The 15,326-nt window shown below is 71.5% G+C and carries 11 protein-coding genes and 1 pseudogene; 5 read left to right on the top strand and 7 right to left on the bottom strand.

The genetic code is table 11. The features are described 5' to 3' along the window. Positions 1 to 2,514, top strand: a 2,514-nt coding sequence (locus ASC99_RS19205) for a LuxR family transcriptional regulator (RefSeq protein ID WP_235583073.1), incomplete at its 5' end; no start/stop codon positions are given. Here the strand turns inward: ASC99_RS19205 and ASC99_RS19210 are convergent. The 3 genes from ASC99_RS19210 to ASC99_RS41730 are packed head-to-tail and all read right to left on the bottom strand — an operon-like array spanning position 2,471 to position 5,474. After that, positions 2,471 to 3,073 carry a 2'-5' RNA ligase family protein gene (locus tag ASC99_RS19210; protein WP_235583074.1) on the bottom strand — a complete coding sequence of 201 codons (603 nt, stop codon included), beginning with the start codon at positions 3,071 to 3,073 and terminating at the stop codon, positions 2,471 to 2,473. The genes ASC99_RS19205 and ASC99_RS19210 overlap by 44 nt on opposite strands. A gap of 38 nt (positions 3,074 to 3,111) precedes the next feature. Further along, a complete protein-coding gene (locus ASC99_RS39755; protein WP_200948360.1) occupies positions 3,112 to 3,930 on the bottom strand; it encodes a hypothetical protein in 819 nt (272 codons plus the stop codon). 23 nt (positions 3,931 to 3,953) lie between these two features. Further along, positions 3,954 to 5,474, bottom strand: a complete 1,521-nt coding sequence (locus ASC99_RS41730) for an amidohydrolase family protein (protein ID WP_057233654.1) — start codon at positions 5,472 to 5,474, stop codon at positions 3,954 to 3,956. A 61-nt stretch (positions 5,475 to 5,535) separates the two neighbouring features. Here ASC99_RS41730 and ASC99_RS19225 point away from each other — a divergent pair, with 61 nt between their 5' ends. Further along, positions 5,536 to 6,342 (top strand): uracil-DNA glycosylase family protein, encoded by an 807-nt coding sequence (locus tag ASC99_RS19225; protein ID WP_057233656.1) that lies wholly within the window; start codon positions 5,536 to 5,538, stop codon positions 6,340 to 6,342. Between the two features lie 16 nt (positions 6,343 to 6,358). Here the strand turns inward: ASC99_RS19225 and ASC99_RS19230 are convergent, their stop codons facing one another. After that, complete coding sequence (locus ASC99_RS19230) at positions 6,359 to 7,417, bottom strand: M12 family metallopeptidase (RefSeq protein WP_057233658.1); 1,059 nt, start codon at positions 7,415 to 7,417, stop codon at positions 6,359 to 6,361. 345 nt (positions 7,418 to 7,762) lie between these two features. Beyond that, entirely contained in the window at positions 7,763 to 9,154 is a 1,392-nt protein-coding gene (locus tag ASC99_RS19235; RefSeq protein WP_057233660.1) for a PLP-dependent aminotransferase family protein, read from the bottom strand. A gap of 76 nt (positions 9,155 to 9,230) precedes the next feature. On the opposite strand from ASC99_RS19235, the gene ASC99_RS19240 reads away from it, so the two are divergent. Further along, a complete protein-coding gene (locus ASC99_RS19240) occupies positions 9,231 to 9,893 on the top strand; it encodes a LysE family translocator (protein WP_057233663.1) in 663 nt (220 codons plus the stop codon). A gap of 133 nt (positions 9,894 to 10,026) precedes the next feature. Beyond that, entirely contained in the window at positions 10,027 to 11,079 is a 1,053-nt protein-coding gene (locus ASC99_RS19245) for a DNA polymerase IV (protein ID WP_200948361.1), read from the top strand. Between the two features lie 58 nt (positions 11,080 to 11,137). On the opposite strand, the pseudogene ASC99_RS19250 reads toward ASC99_RS19245, so the two are convergent. After that, positions 11,138 to 11,745, bottom strand: a pseudogene (locus ASC99_RS19250) (hypothetical protein); the annotation flags it as partial. A gap of 478 nt (positions 11,746 to 12,223) precedes the next feature. After that, positions 12,224 to 13,588 (bottom strand): glutamate decarboxylase, encoded by a 1,365-nt coding sequence (locus ASC99_RS19260; protein ID WP_057233670.1) that lies wholly within the window; start codon positions 13,586 to 13,588, stop codon positions 12,224 to 12,226. 323 nt (positions 13,589 to 13,911) lie between these two features. Here ASC99_RS19260 and ASC99_RS19265 point away from each other — a divergent pair. Further along, the coding region (locus ASC99_RS19265) for a sodium:proton antiporter (protein ID WP_235583082.1) at positions 13,912 to 15,326 on the top strand (1,415 nt) is incomplete at its 3' end.

Here is a 15,326-nt window from a genome sequence, read left to right on the forward strand (position 1 = left end):
GCCGAACGCCACCGGCTCGTCCGGGCCGTGCACTCGCTGCTGGGCGCGCTCGGCCCGGCGGTACTCGTCGTCGAGGACATGCACTGGGTCGACGACGCCACCCGCGAACTCCTCCTGCTGATCGCCCGCGACCTGCCGGACCAGCTCGGCCTGGTGCTCACCTACCGCCCCGAGGATCTTCCGCACCGCACCCCCGTCCTCGGCTCCGCGTACCGCCACCCGCCCGGCACCAGCGGAACGGTGATCACCCTCGCTCCGCTCACCGAGGCCGACGTCGTGGAGCTCGCCACGGCCGCCCTGGGCTCCCAGGCCACCCCCGTCCTCGCCCGAGCCGTGTACGGCCGCAGCGAGGGCCTGCCCCTGGTCGCCGAGGAGGACCTGATCAGTCTCGATGACCAGGTCCGGCGCGGCAGCACCGCGGACGCCGTCGCTGCCCTCGAACGGGCCCAGGTCCCCCGAGGGCTGCGCGAGGCGGTGACCGAACGCCTGGCCGGGCTGTCCCCGCCCGGCGCGGCGGTCGTCGACGCCGCCGCCGTCCTCGCCGTCCCCGCCGACGAGCCGCTGCTCACCGCCGTCGCCGGACTGGATCCCGAGCAGGGCGCGCTGGGCCTGACCGAGGCTCTGCAGCTCTCCGTGCTCCGCGAGGACGACGACGGCCGGTACTGCTTCCGGCACGTCCTCGCCCAGCAGGTCGCCTACCGGAACGTGCCCGGGCCCCATCGCACCCGCCTCCACCGGCGGGCCGTCGAGGAACTGGAGCGGCACTCCCCACCCCCACTGGTCCAGATCGCCCACCACACGCTCGCCCTCGGCGACCGGGAAGCCTGGTTCCGCCGCGCCGAAGCCGCCGCCGACCAGGCCATCGCCCTCGGCGACACCGGCACCGCCGCCGCGCTGCTGCGCCGGATCCTCGAACAGCCGCACCTCGGGGACGACCTCCGCTCCCGCACCGCCCTGACACTCGCCCGGATCGCGGTCGACAGCGTCGACCACGTCGCCACCATCGCCCTGCTGCGGCGGCTCATCGCCGACCCGCAGCAGTCGGAGTCGACCCGCGGCGACATCCGGCTGGCCCTCGGCCTACTCATGATCAACCACGGCGGCAACCGCGGCGGCTACCGGGAGATCCGCCGCTCCGTCGAGGAGCTGGCCACCCGCCCGGACCGGGCCGCCCGGGCGATGATCGCCATGGCGATGTACGAACGTGACGGCGCCTCGGACCAGGCCAGAGAGTGGATGGACCGGGCCGAGCAGACCGTACGCGGCACCGCCGACGACGCCATCCACGCCGCCGTGCAGGCCACCCGCCTCAGCCTGCTGGCCCGGCAGGGGGACCCCGCCGTCTGGCCACTGCTCGATCAGCTGCCCCGCTCCGCCGCCGACCCCGAGGTACTGCGGCAGACCGCCCGTGCCCTCTACAACGTCGGCGAGATCGCCATCGAACTCGGACACGACCGCCGCGCCCACGCCCTGCTCACCGAGAGCCGCGACCTGGCCCGCCGGTCGGGCACCTCCCATCTGGAGTGCTACAGCCGGATCGCCCTGCTGCGCCTCGACGGCCTGGCCGGCCACTGGGACGACCTGGAGGAGGACTTCGCCGCCCTCGACACCGCCCACCCCGACATCGCCATGAACGCCACCGAACAGGCGCTGATGCTTGGTCAGTTGGCCACCGCGAAGGGCCAACGGTCCCGCGCCATCGAACAGTTCACCCTGGCCACCGAGTACGGGAAGCGCGAGACGCAGGTCACCGCCGCCCTCCGGGCCGCTGCCGGACTCGCCGCCGTCCGGCTCGCCCAGGGAGCTCCCGAGGACGCCCGCGCCGTCACCGACCCCGCCGCGGCCATGGTGCGAAGTGCCTCCGCCTGGGCGCGGGCGACCGGCGTGGTCCCGGTCGCGATCGAAGCGGCACTCGCCTGCGGCGATCACCGGTTCGCCGAACAGCTCGCCGACGATGCCGAACAGGGCCTGCGCAACACCGACGCACCCGCCGCCGACGCCGAAGTCAGCTTCGCCCGGGGCCTGCTCCACTCCGGCGCCGAACCCGCCACGGCCGCCGAGCACTTCACGCAGGCCCGGCACCGGTGGCAGGAGATCGGCCGCCCGTACGAGGCCGCCCGCGCCGCCGAGTGCTCCGGCCGGGCACTCGCCGCCTCCCGGCCCGACGCCTCGACCGCACACCTGACCGAGGCCCTCGACACCTTCACCCGCCTCGGCGCCACGGCCGACGCCGCCCGCTGCCGGCACACCCTCAACCAGCTCGGCCTGGTCCAACCGCCTACCCGGGGACGCCGCGGCTACGGCGACCGGCTCTCGCCCCGCGAACGCCAGGTCGCCGAACTCCTGGCCCAGGGCGCCACCAACCAGGACATCGCCCAGACGCTGTTCCTCTCCCCTCGCACCGTCGAACAGCACGTCGCCCACGTCCTCAAGAAACTGGACACCACCCGCAGGACCGTCCGCGAAGCCCTCAGCAGTCGGGCGGCCACCGTACTTCGCCCGACCCGAGAGTGATGACGACCCGCGACCGCATCGGCCCGTCCCCCCGGCGCGACAGGACAACGACCTCCGCGACCCGGGCCGACATGCTGCCCAGTCGGCCGGCCAACTCGGGGGCGAGCCTGCGCGGATTCCTGCTCCGGCCCAGCGAGAGGTGTGGGGTGAAGCCGCCGGCCCGCCCCTGGCAGCGGGGGAAACGCTCCTGCAGTACGTCGTGAAGTCTCAGCCAGGGCGCCGGGTCGGCCGCCGCCGGGTCGAGCCACAGCGTGGCGTCGTGGCGGTGCCTGAAACTGCGTACCCCGGCGAGGCGGGCGGTGAACGGCGCGACCTCGGCCACCGCCTCGGCCAGCAGCGGAACCGCCCGGCCGAAGTCCGTCTCCGGTACGAAACCGAAGAGCAGGTTCACATGCGGTGGCCAGCGGCGGATCTGCCGGTCGTGCACCTCGCGGATGCGCTGGATGGCGGGCCACAGCTCCGCCGGCAGGATCCACGCCACCGCCGTACGAGGCGTCGGTGGGCTGCCGAGCACGCCCGGCCCTTCGATACCGCCACCGTGTGAGATGTCCGCGTCCACCTCACCATCGTCCAGCACGGAGGCGGCCGGAGGGAGCCTCAGCCGCAGTGGGTCCAGCCGCTGGTCCAGGTGGAGTTCTGGTAGGAACCGCCCCACTGCACACAGGTGTTGGCGGCGCGCTTCGTGACCGGCCCCGCGTAGTAGGTGAAGCTGCCCGGGTTGCTCGCCGAGCCGCCGTCCTTGAGCGCGAGGGTCGCGTTCATCGGAACCGGGCCACTCGGGTCGTTCGCGATCGTGGTGACGCAGTTGTCGCCGGTGGCGCCCTTGTACAGCAGGTACACGGTGGCGCCACCGAGGCTGTGCGAGTCGATGACGTTGAATCCGCTGCCGCACACCTGGACCGGGCTGTACGACTTGCCGGCGGGCGGTGGCAAGGTCTGCGCGTTCCCCGGGGTGGGGGTGGCGCTGGGCTGGGAGGCGGGCGGCCGTGCCGCCGACGACGTGCCGGCCGGCGTCGGTACCTTCGTCGCGGGGGTGGCCGGGCGGGAGGCCTCGGCAGAAGCGGGGGCGGAGGTGGTTGAGGCGCCTGCGGACACCGAGGCGGACGCTGAGGCGGGGGCGGAGGCTGACTCCTCGGCGGAGAACGACGGGCTGTCATCGGGGTGAACCGAGGCACTGTTGTCGGCGGCGGCCGCGGTGCGCGCGGGATCGCGCCCCGAGTCGCCGGGGAGCACCATGACCATCATGCCGCCGAGGGCCGCGGTCGCCGCGACACCGGCCGCCGCAGCACGGATGTGCTTGCGGCGCCGCAGCTGCTCTCCGTGACGCTCCGCCAGAGCTGCCCAGTCGGGCTCCTCTGCCCTGGTCACCAGCGGTTCGTCACTCCGGGCGGGCCATGATCCCCAGTTCTCCGTCATGACTCGAGATCCTAGAACACCCGTCAGTTCTCCCTGTTCCCGGGCTGATTGGAAGCGTCAGGGCCCTGCGACTGCTTCGCGCGCCCCCGCTCAGGCGGGTTCCAGGAGCTCGGTGAGCGCGACCCGCAGGGTCGGGGGGAGGTTGGCCTCGGCGGCGAGGGTGGTGCGGTAGGGCTTGTCGTGGGTGGCGGTGAGGGCGTCGAGGGTGAGCCGTCGGGGCGGGCGGGGGCGAACGGGGCGAGGCCGCGTTCGGCGCGGGCGGGCAGGGTGGCCAGGGCGGCGGTGAGCCGCTCGGTGGCCTGAGGCAGGGTCAGGCCGGCCACCAGCGGATCGGCCTTGGCGTCCAGCAGGTTGACGAGCCGTCCGTCCGGGGCGCCCGGCCCGGGGTCGGAGGGTGCGGCGTCACCGGCGAGCTTGCGCATCAGCCGGGTGGTGCCGTACCGCGGCACGCCGTTCACGGCCACCAGCCGGATGTCGGTGTCGGCGGCGAGCAGCAGCCCCCGGTACGGGTCGGGGTCGGTGGTGGCGACGGCCAGCAGGTCGGCCCGTAAGCCGGGCCGCAGGGCACCGAGGGCGCCGTCCCACCGCAGGATCCGGGCCGCGTCCCTGGTCGCCATGGCCACCAGCTCGCGGTCGGTGAAGGTGCCGGCGGCGGCCAGCCGGGCGGTCTTGAGTTCACCCAGCAGGCCCTTGCTGCCGGAGATCGACCAGTCCGAGCCCAGGGCGACGGCCACGCCCGCCGCCCGCGCGGCGGCGACGTCGGCGGTGCGGCCGTAGAGCAGCAGGTTGGAGAGCGGGGACCAGACCATCGCGCCGCCGTGCTCGGCGAGTACGTCGAAGTCGGCCCGGGTGAGGGCGGCGCAGTGGATACCGACCAGGTTCTCGGTGACGGCCCACTTGCCGGGCTCGAACTCCAGGGCCCGGAAGTGCTCCCGGGCGCGCTCGTCGGTGCCTTCGGCCAGGTGGAGCAGCAGTCGTTGGTTGCGGCTGAGCCGGTCGAGGAAGCGCCGGGCGTCGGCCGCGTCGATGTCGGCGATCCGGGAGGTGGCGGCGGGCAGCGCCGGGTCCTCGGGTTGCTCGACGTTGCGCAGGACGCCGCGGTACATCCGGCGGGCGCCCGCGTTGCTGAACAGGGCGATGCCCTGGCTGGTGGTGGTGCCGTTGACCAGTGCCTTGGCCTCGACGTAGCGGGCCACGGCCGGCATCAGTGCCGCGTCCCGGCCGAGCACCGTCATCGGTCCGGTGACCAGTTGCCGGTAGGTGCCGGTGCCGCCCCACTGGTCCCGGTTGGTGAAGGCCCTGGGGACCTGCCAGAGCTGCAGCACGTCGTACGCCAGGTGGTTGTGCAGTTCGATCAGCCCGGGGTAGACGCTGCCGCCGGTGGCGGTCCGGGGGGTGAGTTCATGCCCCGGTGGCGGCGGGTCGGCGGCCGGGCGGACGCCTTCGATGACACCATCGCCGACGTAGAGGACGCCGTCCTCGATCACGGTGTCGTGCGGGTCCATGGTGACGATGCGGCCCTGCAGGGCGTACCGGGATGTCATGGCACGTCCTCCTTCGGGAAGTTGCGGGAACTGGCGGAGACAGACCGAGCGGGAGCTTGCGATGCACGAGTTCGATCCGGGTGTGTTCCGGGAGCCGTACCTCTCCCTGGTGCGGGACTTCCCGGGCCAGGACGTCTATCCGACCGACGACTTCCGTACGGAGTGGGGGCCGGTCTTCCACCGCGGGCGGCTGGACGGGACGGCGCGGGTGCTGGTGATCGGCCAGGACCCGGCGCAGCACGAGGCGATCGTCCGGCGGATCCTGGTCGGCACGGCCGGCCGCCGGGTCCAGGGCTTCCTGGCCCGGCTGGGCATCGACCGCAGCTACGTCATGGTCAACACCTTCCTCTACAGCGTCTTCGGACAGCAGGGCGGCCAGGCGCACGCCGAGGACCCGGACATCGCCGGGTACCGGAACTCCTGGCTGGACGCGCTGGTGACGGACAACGAGGTGGAGGCGGTGATCGCACTCGGCAGCCTGGCCGGCACCGCCTTCCGGATGTGGCGCGAGGCCACCCCGGTCGGAGCGGCCTTCGCCGGCACCTTCCACCGGATCATCCACCCGACCTTCCCGGAGAGCTCCGGCGACCACGCCGCGGCGATGGCCCGCCTGACGGCCAGTTGGAACGAGGGCCTGGAGGCTCTCCACCCGGCCATCGCGCACCCCGACCAGGCACGGCAGTTGGTGCCCTACGGCCCTGAGCTGACTGCGGGCGACCTGGTGCCCGTCCCGGCGGCCGACTTTCCGCTCGGGCTGCCGGACTGGATGCGCTCGGAACAGCCGTGGGCCGTCCGGACGGGTGCCACCGCTGCCGAGAAGCGGGCGACGGTGGTGGTCACCATCCCGCCCGATCTGCGGCCGTTCTGAGCGCGCCGGCACCGGGTCACCAGTACATGATCGTGGTCTCGCCGGAGCCGTAGTTGGAGTAGAGCCGGGCCCGCAGCACGTAGCGGCGGCCCTTGAACAGCCTGACGGACAGTCGGCCGTTCTCGTCGGCACCGCTGTCGTCCTCACCGGTCACGTACCGCAGCTCGTCGTCCACGTCCTCGAAGAGCACCAGCAGTACGTCGCTCTGGCCGAAGGTGCCGACTTCGTACTTGCGGGTCTCGGCCGGGGTGATCTCGAAGTCAGCCTGCTCGCCGGTGGACAGCGCCAGCGGGACGGACCGGCCGGGCTCCAGCTTCACCGGGCCGACCGAGATCGGCGGGTACCAGTGCAGCGCCTGGTCCTTGTCGGTCGCGGACAGGGACAGCGGGCCCTCGATCCCCTCCCGGCCGTACTTCTCGGGCTCCTTGATCAGGCCGGGCTCGAAGGGGTACTCCATGATCGAGTCCGGGTCCCAGGTGGAGCCGGTGACCTCCTGCTTGGAGAGCTTGCGCAGGACGTTGTGGAAGGTCTCCTCGCGGGTCCAGCTGTTCGGCGGCTGGCCGAGCGAGGTGTAGACCGCCTCCTCGTCCCAGACGATGCCCGCGTACGGGTTCTGGTGCTCGTGCGGCAGGCCGAGGGTGTGGCCGGTCTCGTGCCGGGCGGTGGCGCGGCCCCACGGGGTGGTGAGGTCCCACCCGAAGTTCATGGTGGGCTCGCGGACGCCGATGGTCAGCACGTCCTTGCCGACGTAGGACCAGGAGCCGTCGTCGGCGAAGGCGATCCGGATCTCGGCCTCGGAGGCGTCGTCCACCTCCTTGAAGTCCAGACCGATGCCCAGGGCCTTCCAGTCGTGGAGGGCGGCCCGGACCTCGTCCAGCTGCTCCGGGCCCTGGCCGCCGCCGGTCGGGTCCAGGAAGTGGTAGTGCAGGACGGTGCCGTTGACCCACTTGGTACGGATCTGAAGTATCGCCCGCACCCGGTTCGGCCCGAGTCCTGGCCGGAGGTCGGGCTTGGTGGCGGGCTGGAGGGTGCAGTACTGCGGGGTGCCGCTCGCGGGCGCCTTGGTGTCCACCATGAAGGGGCCTCCGATCTGCCAACCACCGGATGGTGACCGGAGGTTGAGGAAGGACATGGTGGCTGTCGGGCCGGTTGGGGGACTTCCCCCATCGTCTCGCCGGGGCACCCTCTCCACAACCTGACGCCCACCGCAAGCCGGGTGCCCCGAACGGATTAGGGCATGTCCATGACGCCAAGTCAATCCAGCGGCTCCGCGCCACAGTCGCCCTGCGATGACGCCCTGGTGCGCGCCAAGAGCGACCATCCGCAAGTCCCACTCCGCCTACCGCTCCCGGCCTCGCAGATCTGGTAGCACCATCGTTCGGTGCGACCGGAATGGTCGGTCCCGCGAAACGGTCCACCGTCAGTCCAGCAGATCCTCCGGCGCGCTGCGGGCCACCTGAGCGAGGGTGTCGAGCGCCCCGGCCAGGACCGGGAGCGGCGGTGAGGCGAGGCCGACCCGGACGGCAGAAGGGGTGATGCGGGTGCCGACGGCGAACGCGGCACCGGGGGTGACGGCGATGCCCTCGCGCGCGGCGGCCGCGACGAACGTCTCCACGCGCCAGGCCGCCGGCAGCTCCCACCAGACGTAGTACGAGCACGGGTCGGACCGTAGCGTCTGACCGGCCAGGGACTGACGGGCCAACAGCTGACGGGCTGTCGCATCGGCACGCTTGGCGGCCTCCACCGTGCCGACCGTACCGTCGGTGATCCAGCGCACTGCGGCTTCCAGGGCGAATCCGCTCGGCGTCCAACCGCCGGAGCGGAGCGCGGCGGTGACGGAGGTGCGCAGCACAGCGGGCACCACGGCGAATCCGGTGCTCAGGCCGGGAGCCAGGCGCTTGGAGAGGCTGTCGACGAGGATCGTCCGCTCGGGCACGAGCGCCGCCAGCGGCGGGATGCCGGGCCGCAGGAAGGACCAGATCGCGTCCTCGACGACCGGCAGGTCAAGGCGGCGAACTTCGGCGGCCAGCGCCTCGCGGCGCTCCGGCTCGAGGGTGACTCCGAGCGGGTTCTGCAGGCGCGGCTGAAGGTAGAGGGCACGCAGCGGCGTGGCCCGATGGACGGCCGCGAGAGCGTCGGGGAGCAGACCGGATTCGTCCACCGGCAGCGGCACGAGCGTGATGCCGAGGCGCTGCGCGATCGCCTTGACCACGGGGTAGGTCAGCGCCTCGACGCCCAGGCGCTGACCCGGTGGGACAAGCGCGGCCAGAGCTGCGGCGATGGCCTGGCGGCCGTTGGCGGCGAACAGCACGTCGTCGTCGGCTGCGTGCCAGGCCGGGCCGGAGCCGGCCTCACCCTCGTCCGAAGCGTCCCGCCCCGTGCGCCCGGCGCCGGAGGCAAGCGCCGCGAAGGCCTCGCGGGCGGCGGCCGTGCCTGCCGCACCGACCGGACGGAGGGCAGCGTCCAGCGCGTCCGCCCGCAGCATGGGCGTGAGTCCGGTGGCGAGCAGCGCGGACTGCTCCTGGACGACCGGATAGTTGAGCTCCAGGTCGACCGGAGCACCCGCGGGCTCGGCGAGCGGGACGCGCGCGCCGGGCTCGCCGTGGCCGGCCCGCACGAAAGTGCCGCGGCCGACCTCGCCGACGACCAGCCCGCGCCGGACCAGGTCGCGGTAGACGCGGCCCGCCGTCGATCCGGCGACACCACGCCGACGGGCGAAGGCGCGTTGCGTCGGCAACTGCTCGCCCGGACGCAGCCGCCCCGCGGCGATGGAGGCCGCGATCTCGTCCGCGATCGCGCGGTAGTCGTCCATCGGCACATCCCTCCTCATTGCACCGAGTGCAAAGTCATTATTGCACCGACCGGGCACCCGCCCGTAGCCTCCCGGCATGGACGCACTCTTCTCCGCCGTCGACGCGCACGCCATGCTCGGGATCGCCGCCGTGGCGACGGGCATGGTGCTCACGCCCGGACCGAACATGATCTATCTGGTCTCCCGCTCGATCGTGCAGGGACGCCGCGCGGGGCTGCTCTCACTGACCGGTGTCGCCCTCGGCTTCCTGGTCTACCTCGCCGCCGTGACAGCAGGAATCACCGCGGTGTTCGCCGTCGTGCCGCTCCTCTACACCGTGATCAAGCTCGCGGGCGCGGCCTACCTGCTCTGGCTCGCCTGGCAGGCCGTCAGGCCGGGCGGCATCGCCGTCTTCGCGCCGCAGCAACTGCCGCAGGACCCGCCTCGCAGGCTCATCACGATGGGCTTCCTGACCTGCCTGCTGAATCCGAAGATCGCCATCATGTACGTCTCGCTGCTGCCGCAGTTCGTCGTCCCGGCGCGCGGCCACGTCGCGGCGCAGAGTCTCGTGCTGGGCCTGACCCAGATCGCCATAGCCCTCACCGTCAACGGCCTCATCGCGATGAGCGCGGGCACCATCGCGTCCTTCCTCGCGCACCGTCCCGCCTGGCTTCGAATCCAGCGCTACGCCATGGGCACGGTCCTCGCGGGTCTCGCCCTGAACATCGCCGCGGACCGGGCCAAGGCCGTCGCCGCCTGAGCCCGCCGCGGCTCGGGGCCTCATCGAATCCTCACACCGGTCCGTCGAGACTGCCGGAGCCGACCACAGCGACCGACCCACTGGCCGCTTCCGCCCAACGCCGTTGCGAAGGCCCGGAGGCATACTGGATCCCATGTCCATGGGCTGGGTGCTCCACGTGGACCTCGACCAGTTCGTCGCTGCGGTCGAGGTGGCCCGCCGACCGGAACTGCGGGGCCTGCCCGTGGTGGTCGGGGGCTCCGGGGACCCGACCCGGCGAGGGGTGGTGGCCACGGCCTCCTACGAGGCACGCGAGTTCGGAATCCGGTCCGGTATGCCCTTGCGCCTGGCTGCCAAGCGTTGCCCGGAGGCGGTGTTCCTGCCCACGGACCCGGCTGCCTACCAGCAGGTCTCCGATCGGTTCATGGCCACGCTCCGCCGGTTTCCGGTGGTCGTGGAGGTACTCGGCTGGGACGAGGCCTTCGTTGGGGCACACACCGACGATCCCGAGACGCTCGCCACCGAGATCCGGGAAGCGGTACGCAGCACGACAGGATTGTCGTGCTCCGTGGGCATCGGCGACAACAGGCTGCGGGCGAAGCTGGCCACCGGCTTCGCCAAGCCGGCTGCCCCCAGCGGAGCCCCCGGTCGGCACAGCTTCCGGCTCACCCGGGAGAACTGGGCGGCCGTCATGGCCGAGCGGCCGACCGACGCGCTGTGGGGCATCGGTACCAGGACCGCGAGGAAGCTGGCCGAGGCGGGCCTGCACACCGTCGCACAGCTCGCGGGCGCCGACCCGGACGAGCTCGCCGCACGCTTCGGCCCGGTCATGGGGCCGTCATACCGGATGCTCGCACTCGGCGTCAGTGACACCGAAGTCTCGGCCGCCCCGCACGTTCCGCGCTCACACAGCCGCGAGATCACCTTCCAACACGACCTGGTCGACCGGTCGGAGATCGACCGGCAGGTCGCAGCGCTGGCCCGGCGCGTGGCGCATGACGTGGCCACCGACGGCCGCCCGGCCACTCGCATTGCGGTGAAGGTCCGCTTCGCGCCGTTCACCACCGCGACGCACGGCATCGCGCTGGCGGGACCGACCAGTGATCCGGACGAGATCACGCACGCGGCACTGACGGTGCTGGAGCGTTTCGAGCATGACCGCCCCGTACGGTTGCTCGGTGTGCGCGCCGAGTTCGACGAGCGGTAGCAGCCGGCGAGTCGGGGCGGCCGGGTGCGCCCGCGGCGACGACGCGGGCGCCGAGTCGTCAGGCGGGCTGGACGGTGACTGTGCACAGGCGCTTGGTGGCCCGGGTCAGGGCTACGTACAAGTCCCGCTCCCCACCGGGGCGAGCCATGATGATTTCCTCGGGGTTCATGACGACTACCCCGTCGAATTCCAGGCCGCGTGCTTCGGACGCCGACACGACGGTCCCGGACGCTCTCCAGGATCTCCTCCGTGGTGCGATAACTGACGGTCAGGCTGTGCAGTTTGAACCGCGGGGCCGACGTGAGGGCTCAGTGCTTCCCTCCAGTCGCGCGCTGTCGCGACTGGGCCTGCCTGGGCGAAGTCACCCACCAGCGTCATCGCCCGCGACGGGCATCGGCGGACGATCATCCGCCACTGCATCGCGGTCAGCTCCTGCGCCTCGTCGACGACGAGCCCGTACGTCCGCTCGGGCGGGCCGTCGACCAGGCTCGCCGCCTCGTCCAGCAACGGCACATCGGCGTCGGTCCACGGGTCGTCCTGACCGCGCAGCAGAAGAAACCGCTCCTGCTCGGTCAGGCGGGGCAGGCGCCCGGCGAGAGCGCCGGCGTTCGTCAGGAGCGCCTTCACGAGGTCACCGGGGACCAACCGCGGCCACAACACCTCGACNCGTCCGCTCGGGCGGGCCGTCGACCAGGCTCGCCGCCTCGTCCAGCAACGGCACATCGGCGTCGGTCCACGGGTCGTCCTGACCGCGCAGCAGAAGAAACCGCTCCTGCGCGGTCAGGCGGGGCAGGCGCCCGGCGAGAGCGCCGGCGTTCGTCAGGAGCGCCTTCACGTGGGTGTACAGGTACTGCCGCCGCCAGACCCACAGCCCGACCTCGGCGCCGGTGGTGACGGTGCGCGTGTTGTAGAAGGTCGGCGCGCTCGAGGAGCACTCCGCGATCGGGGCGTTCTTGCCGGAGCTCCAGGACCAGCCGCTGCCGTTGAACCTCATCGTCTCGGGGACGCAGGCTCCGGCCCGGCCGTTCATCTTGTCGATGCCACCAGCACTACTGCCAACTACGGGGCCAGAGCCTGCAATTTGACATTCCCGATCCCGGGGAGCCGCTCTGTCGCCCGGCCTGAGGGGTGCCGGCTGCGACTGTCAGTAGCCGCTGCCGCGCTTGACCTGGGCCCGCTCGACCTCGGTGGTCGCCCCCTTGTGGTCCAAGGTGGCACACGCATCGGCGATGTCCTGGGTCAGGCGGTCGATCTGGTCGCGGCTCAGGGTCTCCTTGACCAGGGCCCGCAGGATCTTCACCCGCTCCGCGTTGGGCGGGAGCGTGTACGCCGGCACCATCCAGCCGCGCTCGGCCGAGAGCTGCCAGGCGATGTCGGACTCGTCGTAGGCGTGCTTGCCGGCGAGGCGGAAAGCGACCAGCGGCAGCTGCTCGAGATCGCTGCCGATCACTTCGAAGCGGCCGCTGTTACGCAGGTTGTCCGCCAACGCGTGGGCGTTCGTTTGCATCGTCTCCATGACGTAGGTGTAGCCCTGGCGGCCCAGCCGGACGAAGTTGTAGTACTGCGCCAGCACCATCGACGCGCCGGTCGAGAAGTTCAGCGTGAACGTCGCATCGGTCTTGCCCAGGTAGTTCTCGTAGAACACGAGGTCCTTGGCCAGGTCCGACTCCTCGCGAAAGACCAGCCAACCGATGCCGGGGTAGACCAGACCGTACTTGTGTCCCGAGACGTTGATCGATCGGACCTGCTCGAGCCGGAAGTCCCATTTCGAGTCCGGGTAGAGGAAGGGCCACACGAAGCCGCCGCTGGCGCCGTCGACGTGGATCGGGATGTCCAGGTCCCGCTTCTTGCGGATCTCCCGCAGGAGCTTGTCGATCCCGACGACGTCGTCCTTGTGGCCGGTGAACGTGGTGCCGACGACGGCGACGACGCCGATCGTGTTCTCGTCGAGGTGGGGCTCCACGTCCTCCGGGCCGATCGTGTACTTGTCCTCGGCAAGCGGCACGATCCGCGGCTCGACGTCGAAGTAGCGGCAGAACTTCTCCCACACGACATGAACGTCACCGCCGAAAACCAGGTTGGGCCGGTCGGCCGACAGGTTGGCCGCCTTGCGCCGCTCCCGCCACTTCCACTTCAGCGACAGCGCGCCGAGCATGATCGCCTCGGACGAGCCTTGGGTCCGGCATCCGGCGGTCTTGCCCGGCGCGTGGAAGAGATCGGCGAGCATCCGCACACAGCGCTGCTCGATCTCGGCGGAGATGGGGTACTCCGCGTGATCGATGAAGTTCCGGTGGAGGTTCTCGGCGATGATCCGCTGCGCCTCCGGCTCCATCCACGTGGTGACGAACGTGGCGAGGTTGCGCTGCGGGTCGCCCTCCATGACGAGGTCCTCATCCACCAGTCGCATAGCGTCCGTCGCGGTCATGCCCTCCTCGGGAAAGGTCTCCGAGGGAGCAGGCACGGTCAGGAAACGGTTACCGAACAGGGCCCCGACGTCACTCTTGCTCATGTCGGCGACTCAACCAGTTCCGGGCCGGGCGCCATGCTCAGGACTCGTGAACCGGACTCGAAAAGCACCCGAACGGCCTACCTTCCCGAGCGACCGACCCAGGTCACCGATCCCGCAGTGGCACGCAGGCCGACGATGCCGGGCCGGCCCGCACCTCCCGTCGGCGACACCCTCCGGCCGCGGCACCGTGTGTCCGCAGGAAGAACTTCCGCAGGGCCGATCGGGTGGTGGAGGCCGTGTCCGACCGCGTTGGGGTGACGGCAGGGCTCGTCAACGCGGTTGAATCCCACGGGCCCCGGAAACTCAACAGGAGGACGACCGCGATGACCGGTGAAGACATCCTCCTGGGCATCGCCCTGACCGTCGCCCTCGCCACTGGCTCGCAGATTCTGGCGAACAGACTGCACGTGCCCGCTCTGATCATCCTCCTGCCGGTCGGCTTCACAGTCGGTGCCCTGACCGACGTCATCCACCCCGGACGGCTCATCGGCCCGGACTTCCCCGCGCTGGTCTCACTGTCCGTCGCGGTGATCCTCTATGACGCCGGCCTCGGACTGGACCTGCGCAACCTCAAGGGCGAAACCCGCGGGATCGTGGGACGACTGCTGATCATCGGCATCCTGATCACCTTCTTCGCCGTCTGCGCCATCGGGCCGGCACTCTTCGACATCCCGCTGCGGGTGGCGGCCATGATCGGCGTAATCCTGGTCGTGTCGGGCCCCACCGTCGTCGGCCCCCTGCTCGAATACGTGCGACCGACGGACCGGATGCGCCGCATCCTGATCTGGGAGGGAACGCTGACCGACCCGATCGGCGGAATCCTCGGGGCCATCGTCTTCCACGCCGTCGCGACCAGCGGCCAGATCGACATCGGCCGGGGCTACCAGATCGGGCAGTTCCTCATCAGCATGAGCGTCGGCCTCGCAGGCGGAGCCGTCGGCACCGTCATCCTCTGGCTGGCCCTGCGCAAACTGCGGCTCGGCGAGACGCTCGGCACCCTGGCCCAACTGGCCACCGTGATCCTCGTCTCCGCGGGCTGCGACATCGCCCGCGACGACACCGGCCTGATCGCCGCGATCGTCACCGGACTCGCCGTCACCAACCTCCCCGGCCTGGACATGCCGGCCCGCCGGCCCTTCCTCGAAACGCTTGTCCAGCTGATCATCGGCCTGCTGTTCATCTCGATCTCCTCCGCCGTCACTCCGGCGTCCGTGGTGCCCGTGCTCGTTCCCTCGCTGATCCTGATCGCGATCCTTGTCCTCCTCGTCCGACCGCTCGTCGCGTTCGTCGCGGGCCGGGGCTCCGACCTGAGTAAGGGCGAACGGGGCTTCATCGGGTGGATGGCGCCGCGCGGCATCGTCGCCGCGTCGACCGCTTCCGCGTTCGCCGCCAGCCTGGTGGAGAAGGGGCTGCCCGGAGCCTCCAAGATCCTGCCGATCACCTTCCTCGTGATCGTGGGGACGGTCCTGCTCTACGCACTGACCGCCGCACCGGTGGCCCGCCGCCTGAAGGTCGTCAGGCCGAGCCGGACCCGGCCGCTGCTGGTCGGCGGCGACCCGTGGGTGATCGGCCTCGGGAAGGCCCTGCAGTCAGCAGGACTCGACGTGCTCATGTGGGCGGGACTCGACGACGAACGCGAGCGGATCACCGCGGCCGGCATCGAACTCGCGCACGGGGAGATGCTGGCGACCGCGACCAACCCCCGGGCCCGCCTGGAGGGCGTCACCGCGGTGTTCCT

The sequence above is a fragment of the Kitasatospora sp. Root107 genome (genome assembly GCF_001424875.1).
GTDB lineage: Bacteria > Actinomycetota > Actinomycetes > Streptomycetales > Streptomycetaceae > Kitasatospora.

Coding starts and splice junctions, on each gene's coding strand:
- ASC99_RS39755 (WP_200948360.1), bottom strand. CDS start 3,930: ATGACGGAGAACTGGGGATCATGGCCCGCCCGGAGTGACGAACCGCTG.
- ASC99_RS41730 (WP_057233654.1), bottom strand. CDS start 5,474: ATGACATCCCGGTACGCCCTGCAGGGCCGCATCGTCACCATGGACCCG.
- ASC99_RS19225 (WP_057233656.1), top strand. CDS start 5,536: ATGCACGAGTTCGATCCGGGTGTGTTCCGGGAGCCGTACCTCTCCCTG.
- ASC99_RS19230 (WP_057233658.1), bottom strand. CDS start 7,417: ATGGTGGACACCAAGGCGCCCGCGAGCGGCACCCCGCAGTACTGCACC.
- ASC99_RS19235 (WP_057233660.1), bottom strand. CDS start 9,154: ATGGACGACTACCGCGCGATCGCGGACGAGATCGCGGCCTCCATCGCC.
- ASC99_RS19240 (WP_057233663.1), top strand. CDS start 9,231: ATGGACGCACTCTTCTCCGCCGTCGACGCGCACGCCATGCTCGGGATC.
- ASC99_RS19245 (WP_200948361.1), top strand. CDS start 10,027: ATGTCCATGGGCTGGGTGCTCCACGTGGACCTCGACCAGTTCGTCGCT.
- ASC99_RS19260 (WP_057233670.1), bottom strand. CDS start 13,588: ATGAGCAAGAGTGACGTCGGGGCCCTGTTCGGTAACCGTTTCCTGACC.